At 64.2% G+C, this 17617-nt stretch carries 20 protein-coding genes; 13 read left to right on the forward strand and 7 right to left on the reverse strand.

The window, feature by feature from the left end:
* Window positions 1-3: 3 nt before the first annotated feature.
* On the reverse strand, window positions 4-495 hold the full coding sequence (locus tag BLR25_RS21835; RefSeq protein WP_143009908.1) for a hypothetical protein: 492 nt from the start codon (window positions 493-495) through the stop codon (window positions 4-6).
* A 213-nt stretch (window positions 496-708) separates the two neighbouring features.
* Here BLR25_RS21835 and BLR25_RS17500 point away from each other — a divergent pair, with 213 nt between their 5' ends.
* From BLR25_RS17500 to BLR25_RS17510, 3 genes are all read left to right on the forward strand, one after another.
* Window positions 709-1449 carry a response regulator gene (locus BLR25_RS17500; RefSeq protein WP_091939483.1) on the forward strand — a complete coding sequence of 247 codons (741 nt, stop codon included), beginning with the start codon at window positions 709-711 and terminating at the stop codon, window positions 1447-1449.
* Window positions 1440-2816 carry an ATP-binding protein gene (locus BLR25_RS17505; protein ID WP_091939485.1) on the forward strand — a complete coding sequence of 459 codons (1377 nt, stop codon included), beginning with the start codon at window positions 1440-1442 and terminating at the stop codon, window positions 2814-2816. The genes BLR25_RS17500 and BLR25_RS17505 overlap by 10 nt, the downstream gene beginning before the upstream one ends.
* A gap of 321 nt (window positions 2817-3137) precedes the next feature.
* Window positions 3138-5363, forward strand: coding sequence for an NADP-dependent isocitrate dehydrogenase (locus BLR25_RS17510; protein WP_091939487.1), 2226 nt, complete (start codon window positions 3138-3140; stop codon window positions 5361-5363).
* 146 nt (window positions 5364-5509) lie between these two features.
* On the opposite strand, the gene rpmG is transcribed toward BLR25_RS17510, so the two are convergent.
* The 3 genes from rpmG to radC form a co-directional block, all read right to left on the reverse strand.
* Window positions 5510-5665, reverse strand: coding sequence for a 50S ribosomal protein L33 (gene rpmG / locus BLR25_RS17515; RefSeq protein ID WP_091939489.1), 156 nt, complete (start codon window positions 5663-5665; stop codon window positions 5510-5512).
* A 14-nt stretch (window positions 5666-5679) separates the two neighbouring features.
* Entirely contained in the window at window positions 5680-5913 is a 234-nt protein-coding gene (rpmB, locus tag BLR25_RS17520) for a 50S ribosomal protein L28 (protein WP_091939491.1), read from the reverse strand.
* Window positions 5914-5998: 85 nt separating this feature from the next.
* Window positions 5999-6679, reverse strand: coding sequence for a RadC family protein (radC, locus tag BLR25_RS17525; protein WP_091939493.1), 681 nt, complete (start codon window positions 6677-6679; stop codon window positions 5999-6001).
* Window positions 6680-6745: 66 nt separating this feature from the next.
* Between radC and coaBC the strand changes: the two genes are divergently transcribed.
* The 10 genes from coaBC (at window position 6746) to BLR25_RS17575 (ending at window position 15132) form a co-directional block, all read left to right on the forward strand.
* Window positions 6746-7936, forward strand: a complete 1191-nt coding sequence (coaBC, locus tag BLR25_RS17530) for a bifunctional phosphopantothenoylcysteine decarboxylase/phosphopantothenate--cysteine ligase CoaBC (RefSeq protein ID WP_091939495.1) — start codon at window positions 6746-6748, stop codon at window positions 7934-7936.
* 45 nt (window positions 7937-7981) lie between these two features.
* Window positions 7982-8431 carry a dUTP diphosphatase gene (gene dut, locus BLR25_RS17535; protein WP_091939497.1) on the forward strand — a complete coding sequence of 150 codons (450 nt, stop codon included), beginning with the start codon at window positions 7982-7984 and terminating at the stop codon, window positions 8429-8431.
* 1 nt (window position 8432) lies between these two features.
* Window positions 8433-8846, forward strand: a complete 414-nt coding sequence (locus tag BLR25_RS17540; protein WP_091939499.1) for a secondary thiamine-phosphate synthase enzyme YjbQ — start codon at window positions 8433-8435, stop codon at window positions 8844-8846.
* Window positions 8847-8868: 22 nt separating this feature from the next.
* Window positions 8869-9468: an LOG family protein gene (locus BLR25_RS17545; protein ID WP_091939502.1), complete on the forward strand. Its 600-nt coding sequence runs from the start codon at window positions 8869-8871 to the stop codon at window positions 9466-9468.
* Window positions 9469-9728: 260 nt separating this feature from the next.
* Complete coding sequence (locus BLR25_RS17550; RefSeq protein WP_091939505.1) at window positions 9729-10592, forward strand: phosphogluconate dehydrogenase C-terminal domain-containing protein; 864 nt, start codon at window positions 9729-9731, stop codon at window positions 10590-10592.
* A 124-nt stretch (window positions 10593-10716) separates the two neighbouring features.
* Window positions 10717-11691: a TRAP transporter substrate-binding protein gene (locus BLR25_RS17555; protein WP_176785970.1), complete on the forward strand. Its 975-nt coding sequence runs from the start codon at window positions 10717-10719 to the stop codon at window positions 11689-11691.
* A gap of 93 nt (window positions 11692-11784) precedes the next feature.
* Window positions 11785-12273 carry a TRAP transporter small permease gene (locus tag BLR25_RS17560; RefSeq protein WP_091939509.1) on the forward strand — a complete coding sequence of 163 codons (489 nt, stop codon included), beginning with the start codon at window positions 11785-11787 and terminating at the stop codon, window positions 12271-12273.
* Between the two features lies 1 nt (window position 12274).
* Window positions 12275-13552 carry a TRAP transporter large permease gene (locus BLR25_RS17565; RefSeq protein ID WP_091939511.1) on the forward strand — a complete coding sequence of 426 codons (1278 nt, stop codon included), beginning with the start codon at window positions 12275-12277 and terminating at the stop codon, window positions 13550-13552.
* A gap of 31 nt (window positions 13553-13583) precedes the next feature.
* The gene (locus tag BLR25_RS17570; protein ID WP_091939513.1) at window positions 13584-14396 is read left to right on the forward strand and encodes a sugar phosphate isomerase/epimerase family protein; all 813 of its coding nucleotides are present in this window, start codon (window positions 13584-13586) and stop codon (window positions 14394-14396) included.
* Complete coding sequence (locus tag BLR25_RS17575) at window positions 14383-15132, forward strand: FadR/GntR family transcriptional regulator (protein ID WP_218122799.1); 750 nt, start codon at window positions 14383-14385, stop codon at window positions 15130-15132. Before BLR25_RS17570 ends, BLR25_RS17575 begins: the two co-directional genes overlap by 14 nt.
* Window positions 15133-15209: 77 nt before the next feature.
* On the opposite strand, the gene denD is transcribed toward BLR25_RS17575, so the two are convergent.
* From denD to otnC, 3 genes are all read right to left on the reverse strand, one after another.
* On the reverse strand, window positions 15210-16181 hold the full coding sequence (gene denD, locus BLR25_RS17580) for a D-erythronate dehydrogenase (RefSeq protein WP_091939517.1): 972 nt from the start codon (window positions 16179-16181) through the stop codon (window positions 15210-15212).
* A complete protein-coding gene (otnI, locus tag BLR25_RS17585; protein ID WP_091939518.1) occupies window positions 16178-16963 on the reverse strand; it encodes a 2-oxo-tetronate isomerase in 786 nt (261 codons plus the stop codon). Before otnI ends, denD begins: the two co-directional genes overlap by 4 nt.
* Window positions 16964-16983: 20 nt before the next feature.
* Window positions 16984-17617, reverse strand: a 634-nt coding sequence (gene otnC / locus BLR25_RS17590; RefSeq protein WP_218122800.1) for a 3-oxo-tetronate 4-phosphate decarboxylase, incomplete at its 5' end; no start/stop codon positions are given.

Consider the following 17617-nt stretch of genomic DNA (forward strand, 5'->3'; position numbering starts at 1 on the left):
GCCTTACTTCAATATGCCGCGGTCTTTCATCCTGTCACAGACGTTGTAACGCGGTTCGGGCAAGGTCACACCCTTCTCCTTGGCACGCTGTTGCATGAGCGCATGCTGAGCGCTTTGTACCGTCTTGCACTCATCATAGGTCTTGAGCGAACGCATCTTGTCGCGATGCGCCGTCCGTTCCTCCGGCGTCATCAACGACCAACCGGCCGTGTTGCGCTGGCTGAAACGCATTCCGGGCCCCATGCCATGTCTCGGCCCGCGGCCCATGCCGGGACCTCCCATCCCGGGACCCATTCCCATTCCCGGTCCCGGTCCCATGCCAGGCCCCATACCTGGACCGCCGCCCCAACCGGGACCGCAATTGGTCGTACACGGCCCGGCCCCCTGAGCGCCCGGACCGCCTCCCGGTCCCTGCTGAGCCAAGGCCGGCAGCGCGACAGCACCGCCGAGCAGCAACGCGAACAGCCAGGATATGCCACGTTTCGTCATCGTCATGATCGTCTCCTTATCGAGTCAAACCGGGCGACGGCAGCTCCGTCGTCCACGCTTGTCATTAAACGCCCGCAATGTAAGCGCCATATTGCCGGACGACGCCGAATTGCATCGCGGTGTTGCGCCGCACTGCTTTGCAACACTGTGTTACAAAAGCACTTCCGCTCCCCGAAGAGTTGACGTTAAATCGCATTAGCATCTTCCCGACAACGATTCATGGAAAAAGCCGATACCATCCTCATCGTCGACGACGACCCGGAAATCCGCCGTCTGCTCGTCGATTACCTCGTCCGCAACGGGCTCGCTGCCCAGCCGGCACGCGACGGTCGCGAGATGTGGCAGCAACTCGAGCGCCACGTCATCGACCTCGTCGTCCTCGACCTGATGCTGCCCGACAGCGATGGACTGACGCTGTGCCGCGATCTGCGCGCCCGCCCGGCGACGGCGGCATTGCCGATCCTGATGCTGACGGCGCGCGCCGAGGATACCGACCGCATCATCGGCATCGAAATGGGCGCCGACGATTACCTGGTCAAGCCGTTCAACCCGCGCGAACTGCTGGCCCGGATCAAGACGATCCTGCGCCGCACCCGCGCGCTGCCGCCCAACCTGCGGCCGGAACCGGCACGCTGCCTGCATTTCTCCGGCTGGTGCCTGGACACCGCCGCGCGCCTCCTGACCGCGCCCGACGGCGTCGTCAGTCCGCTCTCGGGCGGCGAATTCCGCTTGTTGCGCATCCTGCTCGAACACCCGAACCGCGTCCTCAACCGCGACCAGCTCATGGAAATGATCCATGGCCGCGAAGCCGACGCCTATGACCGTGCCATCGACGTCCAGATCAGCCGCCTGCGGCAGCGGCTGCGCGATGACAGCCGGGAACCGATACTGATCAAGACGGTGCGCGGCGAAGGCTATGTGCTCGCCAGCACCGTCGACGGGCGCGGCACATGCGACTGAGCCTGTTCGCCCGCATGGCGCTGATCCTGGCGCTCGGCCTGCTCGGCACGCAACTCGTCAGCCTCTGGCTGCACTGGGGCGAACGCGCCACCATCGTCACGCAGACGCGAGGACAACACTGGATCGACCGCGTCGCCGAGGTCGTGCGCGTGCTCGAAGCCGAAGGTCCCGAACACCGGCCCGCCGCCCTGGCGGCACTGCGTTCGAGCGATCTGCGCATCCAGTCGATCGACGCCAGCCAGGTGGCACCGAACCAGCCGCGCGGACAATTCCAGGCCGCCATCGCCGCCCGCCTCGGCAATGACATCGAAGTACGCTCGACCGGCAGCGGCATGGGTCCGGGCGGCGGCATGGGCGGCGGCATGGGACCCGGCATGGGCCGACGCCATGGCGACGGTCCCGGCGGCCGCGGCGGCCTGCCACCGCGCACCCTGGACCTGCGCCTCTCCGACGGGCAATGGATCCGCATCGCCATGAGCGACGACACCGGCACCCCGCCGTTGCCGAACGACTATGTCATCGAGCTGATCGTCTCGCTGCTCGTCGTCAGTGCCCTCGTTATGTTCGCCGTGCGCCAGGCGACGCGCCCGCTGCAACAACTCGCGCGCGCCGCCGACGACTTCGGCAGCAACCTCGACGCGCCGCCCCTGCCGGAGAACGGGCCGAGCGAGACGCGCCAGGCGGCGCAAGCCTTCAACCGCATGCAGGGACGCATCCGGCGCCTCATCGAGGAACGCTCGCGCGCGCTGGCTGCCGTCTCGCACGACCTGCGCACGCCGCTCACCCGGCTGCGGCTGCGCACCGAACTCGTCGATGACGAGCGCCTGCGCGAACAGATCAACGGCGACCTCGACGCCATGACGGCGATGATCGACGCCACCCTAGACTACTTGCGCAGCCTGCGCGAGAACGAAGCGCCGCAAGCCATCGACATCGACGCGCTGCTCGCCACCGTCGCCGACGATGCCCGTGTCCTTGGTCATGACTCCGTCGTCACCGGCAACGGTGCCGGCGCGCCTTTCACCGGACGCCTGACCGCCTTGCGGCGCGCCCTGCAGAACCTCGTCGACAACGCCATCAAATACGGACGTTGCGCGCGTCTGCGCGCCGAGGACGACGGCATCACGCTGCGCCTCTTCGTCGAGGACGACGGCCCCGGCATCCCGGTCGAACACCTCGACCGCGTCACCGATCCGTACTATCGCATCGACGCCTCGCGCAACCCGGCGACCGGCGGCATCGGCCTCGGCCTCTCGATCGTCAGCGATGTCGCCCGCCTGCACCGGGGCAGCCTCGAACTGCGCAACCGTCCGGAGGGCGGCCTGTCGGCCTGCCTGGCGCTACCAAGAAAAATGCCATCTCATTGACCCGAAAAGAATTTCCCGACGCAAATCGCAATCCCGGGCGTCCGCGCCGGGCGCCGTGAATAAATTCAAACCGGGTATCGGCGTTCCGGGACTCGAAATTCAATCCGCATTGCGGTATATTCCGTCCTGGAACAAGTTTGTGAACATTCCTCACTTACGGAACAAAAAAAACCCCGGCGTCCCGTCGCGAGGCGCCACCGGAAGACGAAGTCTGCTCGCAAACCCGACACCGAGAACAAACGGGGAACCCCAAGCCAGACCGACGACTCTCAGCGACTGCTGGCTGCGCCCGCGTGAACCACTTTTTCGACAGGACAGACAATGACACGCCCCACGATCTATTACACGATGGTCGACGAAGCGCCGGCCCTCGCCACCTATTCCCTGCTCCCGATCGTCCGGGCGTTCACCGGCGCGGCGGGCGTCGCCGTCGAAACGCGCGACATTTCGCTGGCCGGGCGCATTCTCGCCAACTTCCCCGAAGGCCTCAGCGACGCGCAGAAGATCGGCGACCCGCTCGGCGAGCTTGGCCGCCTGACCCTCGAACCCGATACCAATATCATCAAGTTGCCGAATATCAGCGCCTCGGTGCCGCAACTCAAGGCGGCGATCAAGGAATTGCAGGCGCAAGGCTACGCCGTGCCCGACTACCCCGAGAATCCGCAGAATGATGCGGAGAAGACGATCAAGGCACGCTACGGCAAGGTGCTCGGCAGCGCCGTCAACCCGGTCCTGCGCGAAGGCAACTCGGACCGCCGCGCCTCGCCCTCGGTCAAACAATACGCACGCAAACACCCGCACCGGATGGGCGCCTGGAGCGCCGACTCGAAGACCCACGTCGCGCACATGCAGCAGGGCGATTTCTACGGCAGCGAGAAATCACTGACGCTGCCCGAAGCAACGACGGCACGCATCGAATTCGTCGCCAAGGACGGCGCGGTCAGCGTGCTCAAGGACAAACTGGCGCTGCAGGCCGGCGAGATCATCGACGCCAGCGTCATGAGCCGGAAGGCGCTGCGCGACTTCTACGCGCGCGAGATCGATAGCGCCAAGGCGCAAGGTCTGCTGCTCTCGCTGCACCTCAAGGCGACGATGATGAAGGTCTCCGACCCGGTCATCTTCGGCCATGCCGTCTCGGTCTTCTTCGCCGACGTCTTCGCCAAGCATGCCGACGTCCTCAAGTCGATCGGCGCCAATCCCAACCTCGGGCTCGGCGATCTGGAAGCCAAGATCGCGACGCTGCCGGACGCGCAGCGCGACGCCATCCGCGCCGACATCGCCGCCTGCCGGGCGGCGCGTCCGGCGCTGGCAATGGTCAACTCCGACAAGGGCATCACCAACCTGCACGTGCCGAGCGACGTCATCGTCGACGCCTCGATGCCGGCAATGATCCGCGAATCGGGCAAGATGTGGGGGGCCGACGGCCAGCTGCACGACACCAAGGCGCTGATTCCGGATCGCTGCTACGCCAGCATCTACCAGGCGACCATCGATGACTGCCGGCAGCACGGCGCGCTCGACCCGACCACCATGGGCAGCGTCCCCAACGTCGGCCTGATGGCGCAGGCGGCCGAGGAATACGGCTCGCACGACAAGACCTTCGAACTCGCCGCCGACGGCGCTGTCCGCGTCGTCGACGCCGCCGGCAAAGTGCTGCTCGAACAGGCAGTCGACGCCGGCGACATCTTCCGCATGTGCCAGGTCAAGGATGCACCGGTGCGCGACTGGGTCAAGCTCGCCGTCCAGCGCGCCCGCCTCACGCAAACGCCGGCCGTCTTCTGGCTCGACGCCGCGCGCGCGCACGACGCGCAGCTGATCGCCAAGGTCGAACGCTATCTCAAGGACCATGACACCGCCGGTCTCGATCTGCGCGTCCTGGCGCCGGCCGAAGCCACCCGCTTCTCGCTCGACCGTATCCGCGCCGGCCTCGACACCATCTCGGTCACCGGCAACGTGCTGCGCGATTACCTGACCGACCTCTTCCCGATTCTCGAACTCGGCACCAGCTCGAAAATGCTGTCGATCGTGCCGCTGATGGCCGGCGGCGGACTGTTCGAAACCGGCGCCGGCGGCTCGGCACCGAAGCATGTGCAGCAGTTCCAGGAGGAAGGCTATCTGCGCTGGGATTCGATGGGCGAGTTTCTCGCGCTCGGCGCCTCGCTTGAACACCTCGGCGTCACGCAGAAGAACGCCAAAGCCGGCGTCCTCGCCCGCACGCTCGACCAGGCGATCAGCCAGATCCTCGACAACAACCGCTCACCGGCACGCAAGATCGGCGAGATCGACAACCGCGGCAGCCACTTCTACCTGGCGCAGTACTGGGCGCAAGCGCTCGCCGCGCAGAGCGAGGACGCCGAATTGCAGACGCGCTTCGCGCCGCTGGCCAAGGCATTGAGCGAAGGTGAAGCGACGATTCTCGGCGAACTGCTGGGCGCTCAGGGCAAACCGGTCGACATGGGTGGCTACTACCACCCGGACTTCGCCAAGACCTCGGCGGCGATGCGTCCGAGCGCGACCTTCAACGCCGCGCTGGCTACCATCGCCTGATCCGGGGGGCGGCACCGAACGACGGGACGCGACACCGCGTCCCGTTTTTTTATGTCAGAAAGCCGGCGAAACGGGAAAAACAGGCGAAAAAAAACCTCGTCCAAAGATTGGACGAGGCCTTCCCTGAGCCATCGGCTTCTTGTGAATTACTTGAGTTTCGTTTCCTTGTAGGTCACGTGCTTGCGAGCCTTGGGATCGTACTTCTTGATCTCCAGCTTTTCAGGCTTGGTCTTCTTGTTCTTGGTCGTCGTGTAGAAATGACCGGTTCCTGCGGTCGATTCGAGCTTGATCTTGTCACGCATGGCGGGGCTCCTGGTCAGATCTCGCCGCGTGCACGCAAATCAGCGAGCACAACGTCGATGCCGTTCTTGTCAATGATGCGCAGACCGGCATTGGACACGCGCAGGCGCACCCAATGGTTTTCGCTTTCCACCCAGAAACGGCGATACTGCAGGTTCGGAAGGAAGCGGCGCTTCGTTCTATTGTTGGCGTGGGAGACATTGTTCCCGACCATCGGGGCTTTACCCGTTACTTGGCAGACACGCGCCATGATTGTTGCTCCAGTTAATCTTGGGGAGAAAGCCGGGCATTCTACCGCAAACAGTTCCTGAATTTCAAGCGGTTTTTGCTCAAGATCACATTAACAGTCCGCGCTCGGCGAACGACAGGGGATTCGCCGCCCCGGCCACGATGAAATGATCGAGCACCCGCACCTCGACGAGTTCCAGTGCCTGCTTGAGCGTACGCGTGAGACGCAGGTCGGCGGACGAAGGCTCGCAGGCGCCCGAGGGGTGGTTGTGCGCCAGGACCACGCCGGCCGCATTGTGCGCAAGCGCCTGCTTGATCACCTCGCGCGGATAGACGCTCGTGCGCGTCAGCGTCCCGCGACACAGCTCCTCGGCGATGATCAGGCGATTCTGCGCGTCGAGCCACAAGGCAAAAAACACCTCGCAGGGCAGCCCGGCGAGATGCAGACGCAGATAATCGCGCACGGCTTCCGGGGCCGACAACGGCACGCTCTGGTGCAAGGCCTCGCCGAGCGCGCGCCGTGCCATTTCGAGCACCGCCTGCAACTGCGCCACCTTGGCCCGGCCAATGCCCACCACGCTCGACAATTCGGCCGGCGCCGCAGCGAACAAGCGAGCCAGACTCCCGAAGCGAGCGATCAACTCGCGCGCCAGATCGACGGCGCTCTTGCCGCGCACACCGACACGCAGGAACAGCGCCAGCAGCTCGGCATCGGACAAAGCCGCCGCGCCCTGCATGAGCAGGCGCTCGCGCGGACGCTCTCCTTTCGGCCAGTCGGTAATTGCCATGGTGCAATCTCGCTCGGTTAAAATGCCGGTTTGCCGTTTAGTGTAACGGGTCCCAAGGAAGCTCGCATGGAATTGAAAGGAAAACGCATCGCCCTCGGCATCACCGGCGGCATCGCCGCTTACAAGGCCGCGGAACTCGTGCGCCTGCTGATCAAGCAGGGGGCCTCGGTGCAGGTGGCGATGACCGATGCCGCCATGCGCTTCGTCACGCCACTGACCTTCCAGGCGCTGACCGGCCGGCACGTCTTCACCGACCCCTGGGATGTCCAGTCCGGCAACGGCATGGCGCACATCAACCTGTCGCGCGAATCCGACCTGCTGCTGATCGCGCCGGCTTCCGCCGACACCCTGGCCAAGATCGCCCACGGCATCGCCGACACCCTGCTGACGACGCTGACCCTGGCGCGCAACTGCCCGCTGCTCGTCGCCCCGGCGATGAACCGCGAGATGTGGGGCAATCCGGCGACACAACGCAACATCGCGACGCTGCGTGCCGACGGCGTCGGCATCCTCGGCCCGGCCAGCGGCGAACAGGCCTGCGGTGAAATCGGCGAAGGTCGCATGCTCGAACCCGAGGACATCCTCGAGGCGGTGATCGCCCACTTCCAGCCCAAGCGGCTTGCCGGCAGGAAAGTGCTGCTGACCGCCGGACCGACCTTCGAGGCGCTCGATCCGGTCCGCGGCATCACCAACCTCTCCAGCGGCAAGATGGGTTTTGCCATCGCCCGCGCCGCCCGCGACGCCGGTGCCGAGGTAACGCTCGTCTGCGGCCCGGTCAGTCAGCCGACGCCGAGCGGCATCACCCGCGTCGACGTCACCAGCGCCCAGGACATGTACCAAGCGGTGATGCAGCGCATCGGCGCCCAGGACGTCTTCATCGGCGTCGCCGCCGTCGCCGACTACCGCCCGGCCGCAGCGGCCGAGCACAAGATCAAGAAGGAAGACGGCGCGCCGCCGACGATTACGCTGGTACGCACGCCGGACATCCTCGCCGAGGTCGCTGCCTTGCCGGCCGCGCCGCTCTGCGTCGGCTTTGCCGCCGAAAGCCGCAACCTGGCCGAATACGCCGAGCGCAAACGGCGCAGCAAGAAGATCCCGTTGATCGTCGGCAACCTGATCCAGGATGGTTTCGGCGGCGATAGCAACGCCGTCACGCTCTTCGACGACCGCGGCGAAACGCCGCTGCCGCCGGGCAGCAAGATCGAACTGGCGCGCGCGCTCGTCGAACGCATCGCCCTGCTGCTCGGAAACGCCTGACGCCACCGCCCCGCCTTCGTTTGCTCATAGACTACAGGAAAGCCCATGCATCGCATCGACGTCCGCCTCCTCGACCATCGCCTCAAGGAAACGCCTCCGCATTACGCCACCACGGGTTCGGCCGGTCTTGACCTGCGCGCCTGCATCGAAGGCCCGCTCAAGCTTCATCCGGGCGACACGCACCTGATTCCGACCGGACTCGCCATCCACCTCGAAGACCCGGGCCTTGCCGCCATCATCCTGCCGCGCTCGGGCCTCGGCCACAAACACGGCATCGTGCTCGGCAACCTGGTCGGCCTGATCGATTCGGACTATCAGGGCGAGATCATGGTCTCGGCCTGGAACCGGGGCAAGGACAGCTTCACCATCAACCCGCTCGACCGCATTGCCCAGCTCGTCGTCATTCCGGTGCTCCAGGTCGCCTTCGACGTCGTCGACGAATTCGACGCCAGCGCGCGCGGCATCGGCGGTTTCGGCAGCACCGGCAAAGGCTGAGATGGCCTGGCAAGAAACGCTGGAGATCGCCACGCGCGGCCGCGGCACGCAGGAGATCACCAGCGATGTCGATGGCATCGTCGCCAATGCCGGCATCGACCGCGGCATCGCTCACATCTTCGTGCAACACACCAGCTGCTCGGTGATGCTGACCGAAAACGCCGACCCGTCGGTACGTCACGACCTCGAAACGCTGGCACGGCGCTGGGCGCCCGACGGCGACCCGACCTACCGGCACGCCGACGAAGGCGATGACGACATGGCCGCGCATGGCCGCGCCCTGATCGCCGGCAGTTCCGTCACGGTACCGGTCAGTCACGGCCGGCTCGCGCTCGGCACCTGGCAAGGCATCTACCTGTGGGAACACCGCAGCCGCCCGCACCGGCGCCGCATCGTCGTCACCGTCACCGGATAACACTCACTACCGCCCTCCGATCATGAAACAACTCTGCGTCTTCTGCGGCTCCAATGCCGGCAACAAACCCGACTACCTGCGCGCCGCCGAAAACGTCGGCGCCACCCTTGCCCGACGCGGCATCGGCCTCGTCTACGGCGCCGGCAACATCGGCCTGATGGGCGCCGTCGCCGACGCCTGCCTCGCCGCCAGCGGCGAAGTCACCGGCATCATCCCGCAAGCGCTGATGGGCAAGGAAGTCGCCGGCCGACCGGTCGACCACAAGACGCTGACGCGCTGCGAAGTCGTCGACTCGATGCATACCCGCAAGGCCCGCATGGCCGAACTCTCCGACGGTTTCATCGCCCTACCGGGCGGTTTCGGCACCTTCGAGGAACTCTGCGAGATCCTCACCTGGAGCCAGCTCGGCTTTCACGGAAAACCGGTCGGACTGCTCAACATCGCCGGTTTCTACGACCCGCTGCTGGCGCTCTTCGACCGCGCCGTCGAGGACGGCTTCCTGCACCCGAAGAACCGCGCCATGGCGCTCGTCGACACCGACATCGAGGCACTGCTCGACCGCATGGCCAGCTATCGCGCCGACCCCGTCACCAAGTGGCTGAAAGACGCCAGGAGCGTCTGAAGCACACCGCCACGCACGCCCGGGCGACAACGAACCGCCCGCCGCCGGAACGGCATTTCTGCCCCGATTAGAAAGGCCATCGCCACCGCGATGGCCTTTTTTCATGAGCGCCGGCAAGACCTCAAACGAATGCTTGACAGCCATCTCGCACACGACTACCTTCTCACATCAAACGTTAAACGTCTGACCTTTGCGCAATATCAACCGAAGGCGGCCGACAGCACCGCCCCCGAGCGTTTCACCCCTGAAAGGAGAGCAGCATGAGTGGCAAGATCGTCGTCAGCGTCATTGGCGCCGGCGGGAAAATGGGCACACGCGTCACCAACAACCTGGCGAAACATCCAGAGGCGGTCGAACTCCTCTTCTGTGAAAATTCCGAAGCCGGCATCGCCGCGATCAAGGCGCGCGGCTTTTCGACGGTATCGGCCGAAACGGCGGTCCCGCGCGCCGACATCGTCGTCCTCGCCATCCCCGACGTGCTCATCAAGAAGGTCTCGGTCGGCATCGTGAACATGATGCGGCCGGGCGCGACGCTGATCATCCTCGACCCTGCCGCCGCCGTTGCCAAGGAACTCGCCCTGCGCGACGACTGCACCTTCGTCGTCGCCCACCCCTGCCATCCCTCCTGGTTCAACGACCAGGACACGCCGGAAGCGCGCCAGGATTTCTTCGGCGGCATCGCCGGCAAGCAAGATATCGTCATGGCGTTGATCCAGGGCGACGACGCCCGCTTCGACGACGCCCGGAAAGTCAGCGAATGGATGTTCGCGCCGGTCGGCAAGAGCTTCGTCATGGGCATCCGCGACATCGCCTTCCTCGAACCGACGCTGGTCGAGATCCTTGGCGCCTCGACGCTCTACGCCATGGCCGAAACGGTCAACGAAGCCGAACGTCGCGGCATCTCGCGCGACGCCGCGGTGTCCTTCCTGACCGGCCACATCAGCATCCTGTCGGCGGTCTTCCTCGGCAAGATGGGCAACGTCCAGGTCTCCGACGCCTGCAAGGTCGCCGTCGGACTCGGCAACCGGCTCGTCCTGCGCGACGACTGGAAACGCATCTGGGATGACGACGTCCTTGACAAGGCAATCGCCACGATGCTCAATCCCGAAGATCCTAAAATTTAGCCTTTTTCGTTTCAGCGTTGCCGAACGCCGTGCCGTTCAGCCACACCCGAGCGACCGGCGTCGCGGCAGCACTTTTCGCAGTCGTCAATCAGGGAAGTACTTGCATCCACAGGAGAGGGTCAATATGAAACGAACACTCGCAATGGCTTTGATGGTGATGTCGACAGTCGCGTTTGCCGCCGATGATTTCAAGGCAACCTACAAACTGACCATGACGCAAACGGCGCAGCACCCGTACGGCGTCGGCGCGCAAAAACTCGCGGATATCGTCAAGGAACGGACCAACGGTCGCATCCAGATCAAGCCGTTCAACGATAGCGTGCTTGCCAAGGGCGAGCGCGAAATGCTCGAAGGCCTGCAACAGGGCACGATCGACATCTACGTCGGCTCGACCGGCCCGGTCGGCAACTTCAGCCCGTCGATGCTGATCGTCGACATTCCTTTCCTGTTCCGCGACAACGCACACGTCGACAAGGTGCTCGACGGCCCGATCGGCAAGCAACTCCTGGCCGACGTGGACAAGTCCGGCTTCAAGGGCCTGGCCTTCTGGGAAAACGGCTGGCGCCACCTGACCAATAACAAGGTCGCCGCCAAGACGCCGGAAGAAGCCAAGGGACTCAAGATCCGCACGATGGAAAACAAGGCGCACATCCTGGCCTTCAAGACGGCCGGCCTCAACCCGACGCCGATGGCCTACAGCGAAGTGTACTCGGCGCTGCAAGTCGGCGTCATCGACGGCCAGGAAAACCCGGTCGCCGTGTTCTACGCCTCGAAGCTCTACGAGACGCAGAAATACTTCGCCCTGACCGGCCACGTCTATTCGCCGGCGCTGGTGCTGTTCAGCCAGAAGAAGTGGGACCGCATCCCCAAGGATGACCAGGAAATCATCGCCAAGGCGGCTCAGGAAGTGGCGCTGTTCGAACGCAAGCTCAACCGCGACGACGAAGAGAAAAAGCTCAAGGAAATGGAAGGCAAGGGCCTCGTCGTCGTGCGCGACGTCAACAAGCCGGCCTGGCAGAAATCCATGCAACCGGCATTCGACGAATTCGCCAAGCAGTTCGGCAAAGACAAGATCGACGCCATCATCAATACCAAGTAATCCGCGCTTCGCACTCGCCGGAAACCCGCCGTCACTGGCGGCGGGTTTTCCCCGGCCGAGGAGTATCTGAGGTCAGGTCAGAGGGGAGATGCTATGCAGTTTCTGCGGCAATTCAATGCCATCGCGCTGAAAATCGCGGGATGGAGCGTCATCGTGGCGATGGCCGTCATCGCCATCATCGTTCCATACGAAGTCTTCGGCCGATACGTGCTCGGCAACATGTCGATGTGGTCGAACGAGCTGACCCAGTACTCGCTCGTCTGGGCCTCGATGCTGGGCGGCGCCGTCGGCCTGAAGCGCGGTTATCAGGTTGGCATCACCTCGTTGCCCGACAGTCTTTCTCCGGCCGGCGCCCGCGTCGTCCAGGCCATCTCATTCGTCATCGTCCTGATATTCGTGGCCTTGCTGGCCTATTACGGCTTCGACCAGATGTGGATGAACCGCAACCAGACCTCATCGACGATGGGCATTCCGATGAGCATTCCCTACTCGGCCCTGCCGATCGGCTTTCTGCTGATGTTCTTCGTCACCGTCGAGCAGCTCGTCGATCTGCTGACCCACGCGCCGACAGAGGAGAAATAACATGCTGACCGTATTCGCCATCAGTTTCGTCGTCATCCTCGGCCTCGGCGTCCCCATTTCGATCGGCCTCGGCGCCTCGGCAATGGTCTATGTGCTGATGCAGGAAGACCTGTCGCTGACCATGCTGATCCAGACCACCTTCGGCGGCATGTCCTCGTTCCCCTTGCTCGCCATCCCGCTCTTCATGCTCTCCGGCAACCTGATGAACGAGGGCGGACTGACCAAGGACCTCGTCCGCTTCGCCAAGCTCGTCATGGGCCACATCAACGGCGGCCTCGGGCTCGCGACGATTCTCGCCAGCGCCATCTTCGCGGCGATCTCCGGCTCGGCCGTCGCCACCGCCGTCGCCATCGGCATGGTCATGATTCCGGCCATGAAGGAAGCCGGCTACGACGAGGAAGTCGGCGCCGCCATCACCGCCACCGCCTCGTGCATGGGACCGATCATCCCGCCGAGCATCCCGTTCATCATGTACGGCGTCATCGCCAACGTCTCGATCGGCGCACTCTTCCTCGGCGGCGTCATTCCCGGCCTGATGCTCGGGGCATTCCTGGCGCTCTACATGTATCTCGTCGCCAAGAAGCGCAACTACCCGCGCGAGCCGCAAGCCTCGCTCAAGGAAGTGGCGCTGGGCGCCTGGCAGGCGCTGCCGGCGCTGCTGATGCCGGTGATCATCATGGGCGGCATCCTCGGCGGCGCCTTCACCCCGACCGAAGCGGCCGGCGTCGTCGCCGTCTATGCCTTGCTCGTCGGCGTCTTCTTCTACCGCAAGATCCACTGGCGCCGGCTGCCGGAAATCCTGCTCAACTCGGGCCTGGAATCGGCGATGGTCATGCTGCTCCTCGGCCTCTCCGAACCCTTCTCGTGGATCATCGCGTCGGAAGAGATCCCGCAACTCATCATCAATGCCATCGGCACCATCAGCACCTCACCGATCATCGTGCTCTTCCTCATCAACATCCTGCTGATCCTCGTCGGCATCCCGCTCGAAACCGCGCCGGCGATCACCATCGTCACACCGGTCATCGCGCCGATCGCCGCACAACTCGGCATCGACCCGATCCACCTCGGCATCGTCGTCTGCTTCAACCTCGTGCTCGGACTGATCACACCCCCCGTCGGCGCGGTACTCTTCTCGATATGCAGCATCGCCGACATGCGGCTGGAAAAACTTGCCAAGGGCATCTGGCCGCCCTTCTTCATATCGCTGCTGGTACTGGGTCTGATCACGTACATCCCGTCGCTGACGACCTATCTGCCGCACCTGATCATGAAATAGCGCCACCCAATAAAGCCTCAAGGAAAAACGAATGATCGGACTAGGAACCTACGCCTTCTTCTGGCAGCACTCGGACCGTGCCACCCCGCCGCTCAGCCTGGACGAGATGCTGCGGCGGACGCAGAGTCTCGGCGGCGGCGTCTTCCAGATCTGCGACTACCGTGCCGTTCTCGACTACGATCCGGCCCGGCTGCAGCAACTGAAAGCCGTCGCGCAGGAACTCGGCATCGTCCTCGAACTCGGCACCAAGGGGATCCGGCCCGATCATCTCGCCGGCTACCTGCGCGTCGCCGAAGCGCTCGGCGTCAAGGTCATCCGCAGCATGGTCACCGCGCCCGACCACCGGCCGACGCTGTCGGAGGCGGAACAGCTGCTGCGCGCGCAACTGCCGGCGTTTGCCGCCGCCGATGTGACGATCGCGCTGGAGACCTATGAGCAACTCAGCTCGCGCGACCTCGTCGCACTGGTCGAAGCGGTCGGCAGCGAACGGCTCGGCATCTGTCTCGATCCGGCCAATTGCGTCGCCGCGCTCGAACATCCGATCGACGTCATCCACCGCTGCGCGCCGTATGTCAAAAACCTGCACGTCAAGGATTTCGCCTTCACGCGCCGCGGCGGCTGGGTCGGTTTCACGCTCGAAGGCACCGAACTCGGCACCGGCCTGCTGCCCTATGACGAAATGATCAAGGCGGTGCGCCCGGAAGAACGCGGCATTCACCGCATCGTCGAGCACTGGCTGACCTGGCAGGATGATTTCGAGAAAACCGTCACGGCGGAAAACAACTGGAACGCCTACAATCTCGCCTTCATGCGACAACGGGATGAGGCACTTGGCAAGCAATGACACCGACGGCGGGAAGCCCCATGAACTGGCGGCCTTCCTCGCATCCAAACCGAACGATTCATCGGTCGACTTTGTCGTCAACAGCATCAAGGAACTGCTGCTGACGCAAAAAGTCATGCCGGGCGACCGGCTGCCCTCGGAAACCGAACTCTGCAAGCTGCTGTCGGTCAGCCGCGGCTCGGTGCGCGAGGCAATGAAAATCCTCTCGGCCTTGGGCATCGTCGACATCCGGCGCGGCGACGGCACCTACATCTCCACCGGCGGCGGCAAGGTCGTCTTCGACCCGCTGCTCTTCAGCCTGATCGTCTCGCGGCCGCGCTTCGCCGAACTCAAGGAACTGCGCGTCATCCTCGAAAAGAACGTGGCGCGCCTGGCGGCCCGCAACGCCGATGACGAAGACATCGCCCGGCTGAGAAGCTGCGTCGAGCGCACGGAAGCCTTGCGCTCAAGCGAACAACGCGACTACGACGCGCTGCTGGCGCTCGACCTCGAATTCCACGAAACGCTCGGCCGCGCCGCCAAGAACGGTCCGCTCGAAACCATCTACGGATTCGTCATGCAGTATTTCCGGCCCTACATCGCCCAGAGCCTGAAAAAGCAGAAGACCTTCAGCCGCGAATCGGCCGAAGCGCACCGCGACATCCTCGACGCCATTGCTCGACGAGATCACACCAGCGCAGAAACGGCCGTCGAAGACTCCAACGAAATCTGGGAATCGCTGGTTCTCAAGGGCTGAGTGCCGCCAGGACACGAGGGCGGCATCAAGGAAATCACGCGCCCACCGGCTAGCAGCGGGCGCGTCCTGCATGAGGATCAGCGCTTGTCGTCGGCGAGATAGGCCCGAACCGCTGCCTCAAACGACGCATCCCCTTTGAAGCCCATCGCCAGCGCGCGCTCGGGGTTCCAGCAGGCGGGCCAGCTGCCGACGATGCGCTGGATCGTCGCATCGTGCTCCCAGCGGATATGCGCCACTGCCGCCTCGCCGGCGACTGTCCGCAGCGCGTCGATCATCTCGCTGACGGAGACATTGACGCCCGGCAGATTGACCATGCGATTCAGCTCGAAGCCGTCGGACGGCAGATCGTGCGCCCAGATCATGTTCTCGATCACCTGGCGCGGCGACAGCAGCCACAGACGGGTGTCCGGCGTCACCGGGCAGACCGTATCCTCGCCGTTGAGCGGTTCACGGATAATGCCACTGGCAAACGACGAAGCGGCCTTGTTCGGTTTGCCGGGACGTACCGAAATCGTCGGCAGGCGCAGCCCGCGCCCATCGATGAAGCCCTTGCGGCTGAAGTCGGACAGCATCAGTTCGCCGATCGCCTTCTGGATGCCGTAGGACGACTTCGGATTGAGCGCGGTATCGTCCTGGACCACCGCCGGCAGCGGACCGCCATAGACGGCGACCGAACTCGCGAACAGGACCTTCGGGCGCTGGCCGAGACGCCGGCAGCGCTCCAGCACGACGCGGAACGCATCGACGTTGATACGCATGCCGAGATCGAAATCGGCCTCGGCCTGGCTGCTGACGATCGCCGCCAGGTGGAAGACCGAGCTCGTTTGCGCATCGAGCGCACGGGCAAGATCGCTCTCGTTGCCGATGTCGCCGGTCACCACGGTCACGCGCGGATCGGAAAAGTCCGGCGCCGGTACGATATCGAAGAGGAACAGCCGATCGATCTTCGTTTCGACGCCATCGGCATTTTTGAGCGAGCCCTTCTCGAGCAGCCGTCGTGCCAGTTTCTGCCCAAGAAAACCGGCACCGCCGGTAATCAGGACATTCATAGTTTCCCCTTGTACGGCGCGAACCAGCCGAGTCCGTCCTCGGTCTTGCCGCGCGGGCGATACTCGCAACCGACGTAGCCGGCATAGCCCGAATCGTCGAGCAACTGGTAGAGGTGCGGGAAGTTCAGCTCGCCCTCGTCCGGCTCATGCCGGTCGGGTACGCTGGCGATCTGGATGTGGCCGATATGCGGCAAGTATTTCTGGAAGGTTTTGGTGAGATCGCCCTCCATGATCTGCGCATGGTAGAAGTCCATCTGCACCTTCAGGTTCGGCGCGCCGACTTCCTCGCGAATGGCATGGCCGTCGGCCTGGATGCTGAGGAAATATCCGGGCATGTCGCGGCTGTTGATCGGTTCGATCACCAAGGTCAACCCGTGCTTGGCCAGTTCCCCGGCGGCATAACGCAGGTTCTCGACATACACCGCCCGATGTTGCGCCCGATCCGCACCGGCCGGGAAGAGCCCCGCCATCGCATGGATCGTCGGCGTTCCGAGCGACAGCGCATAGTCGATCGCCGTCGCGACGCCGGCACGAAACTCGGCTTCGCGCCCCGGAATCGACGCCATGCCCCGCTCGCCCGCCGCCCAGTTCCCGGGCGGCATATTGAAGAGCGCATTCTTCAGCCCATTGTCCTTGAGCCAGGCGGTCACTTCCGCGACGCTGTAGTCGTACGGAAACAGGAATTCAACCGCCTTGAATCCCGCCTTCGCCGCCGCCGCAAACCGCTCCGGAAACGGCACTTCGGTAAACATCATCGACAAGTTCGCTGCAAATTTAGGCATTTTCTTTTCCTTTCCCAGTCTCAAAACTCCAGTTTGAACGCCACTTTCAGTTCTTCCATCTGCGCCGCGTTCAGGCAGTTCGTCGCCTGTCCCTGCAGCAGCAGGAAGATCTTCGCCGTCTCTTCGAGCTCCTCGCTCGCGTAGATCGCCCCTTCGAGGTCCGGCCCCGATACCACCGGTCCGTGATTCGACAGGAGCACCGCGCTGTGCTTCGCCGCCAGCCCCCGGATAACCTCGCCCAGCGCCTTGTCCCCCGGCCGATGGTAGGCCACCAGCGGCAGGCGCCCGATCTTCATGACGAAATACGGCGTCAGCGGCGGCATGCAGCTGTCCGCATCCAGTCCGGCCAGACACGACACTGCCGCCGAATGCGTCGAGTGCAGGTGCACGATCGCCCCCGCCTGCGGCCGCACTTCGTACATCGACCGGTGCAGGAAGGCTTCCTTCGACGGCGCATCGCCCGCCAGCACTTGTCCGTTCCAGTCCAGCTTCGAGATCCGCGCCGGGTCGAGTTCGCCCAGGCACGAATTCGTCGGCGTCAGCAGCCAGCCGTCTTCCAGCCGCACGCTGATGTTGCCGCTGCTGCCCGCCGTCAGGCCGCGTTCGTACAGGGACCGCGAGAGTCGCGCGATCTTGTCGCGTTCGCGCGTTTCC

It is taken from the genome of Propionivibrio dicarboxylicus, from assembly GCF_900099695.1.
GTDB classification, from domain to species: Bacteria; Pseudomonadota; Gammaproteobacteria; order Burkholderiales; family Rhodocyclaceae; genus Propionivibrio; species Propionivibrio dicarboxylicus.

Excerpts from the sequence above, each read along its gene's own strand:
- BLR25_RS17540 (WP_091939499.1), top strand. The coding sequence starts at position 8,433 with ATGGCCTGGCAAGAAACGCTGGAGATCGCCACGCGCGGCCGCGGCACG.
- denD (WP_091939517.1), bottom strand. The coding sequence starts at position 16,181 with ATGAATGTCCTGATTACCGGCGGTGCCGGTTTTCTTGGGCAGAAACTG.
- radC (WP_091939493.1), bottom strand. The coding sequence starts at position 6,679 with ATGGCAATTACCGACTGGCCGAAAGGAGAGCGTCCGCGCGAGCGCCTG.
- BLR25_RS17500 (WP_091939483.1), top strand. The coding sequence starts at position 709 with ATGGAAAAAGCCGATACCATCCTCATCGTCGACGACGACCCGGAAATC.
- BLR25_RS17505 (WP_091939485.1), top strand. The coding sequence starts at position 1,440 with ATGCGACTGAGCCTGTTCGCCCGCATGGCGCTGATCCTGGCGCTCGGC.
- BLR25_RS17555 (WP_176785970.1), top strand. The coding sequence starts at position 10,717 with ATGAAACGAACACTCGCAATGGCTTTGATGGTGATGTCGACAGTCGCG.
- rpmB (WP_091939491.1), bottom strand. The coding sequence starts at position 5,913 with ATGGCGCGTGTCTGCCAAGTAACGGGTAAAGCCCCGATGGTCGGGAAC.
- BLR25_RS17560 (WP_091939509.1), top strand. The coding sequence starts at position 11,785 with ATGCAGTTTCTGCGGCAATTCAATGCCATCGCGCTGAAAATCGCGGGA.
- dut (WP_091939497.1), top strand. The coding sequence starts at position 7,982 with ATGCATCGCATCGACGTCCGCCTCCTCGACCATCGCCTCAAGGAAACG.
- coaBC (WP_091939495.1), top strand. The coding sequence starts at position 6,746 with ATGGAATTGAAAGGAAAACGCATCGCCCTCGGCATCACCGGCGGCATC.
- BLR25_RS17570 (WP_091939513.1), top strand. The coding sequence starts at position 13,584 with ATGATCGGACTAGGAACCTACGCCTTCTTCTGGCAGCACTCGGACCGT.
- otnI (WP_091939518.1), bottom strand. The coding sequence starts at position 16,963 with ATGCCTAAATTTGCAGCGAACTTGTCGATGATGTTTACCGAAGTGCCG.
- rpmG (WP_091939489.1), bottom strand. The coding sequence starts at position 5,665 with ATGCGTGACAAGATCAAGCTCGAATCGACCGCAGGAACCGGTCATTTC.
- BLR25_RS17545 (WP_091939502.1), top strand. The coding sequence starts at position 8,869 with ATGAAACAACTCTGCGTCTTCTGCGGCTCCAATGCCGGCAACAAACCC.
- BLR25_RS21835 (WP_143009908.1), bottom strand. The coding sequence starts at position 495 with ATGACGATGACGAAACGTGGCATATCCTGGCTGTTCGCGTTGCTGCTC.
- BLR25_RS17510 (WP_091939487.1), top strand. The coding sequence starts at position 3,138 with ATGACACGCCCCACGATCTATTACACGATGGTCGACGAAGCGCCGGCC.
- BLR25_RS17550 (WP_091939505.1), top strand. The coding sequence starts at position 9,729 with ATGAGTGGCAAGATCGTCGTCAGCGTCATTGGCGCCGGCGGGAAAATG.
- BLR25_RS17565 (WP_091939511.1), top strand. The coding sequence starts at position 12,275 with ATGCTGACCGTATTCGCCATCAGTTTCGTCGTCATCCTCGGCCTCGGC.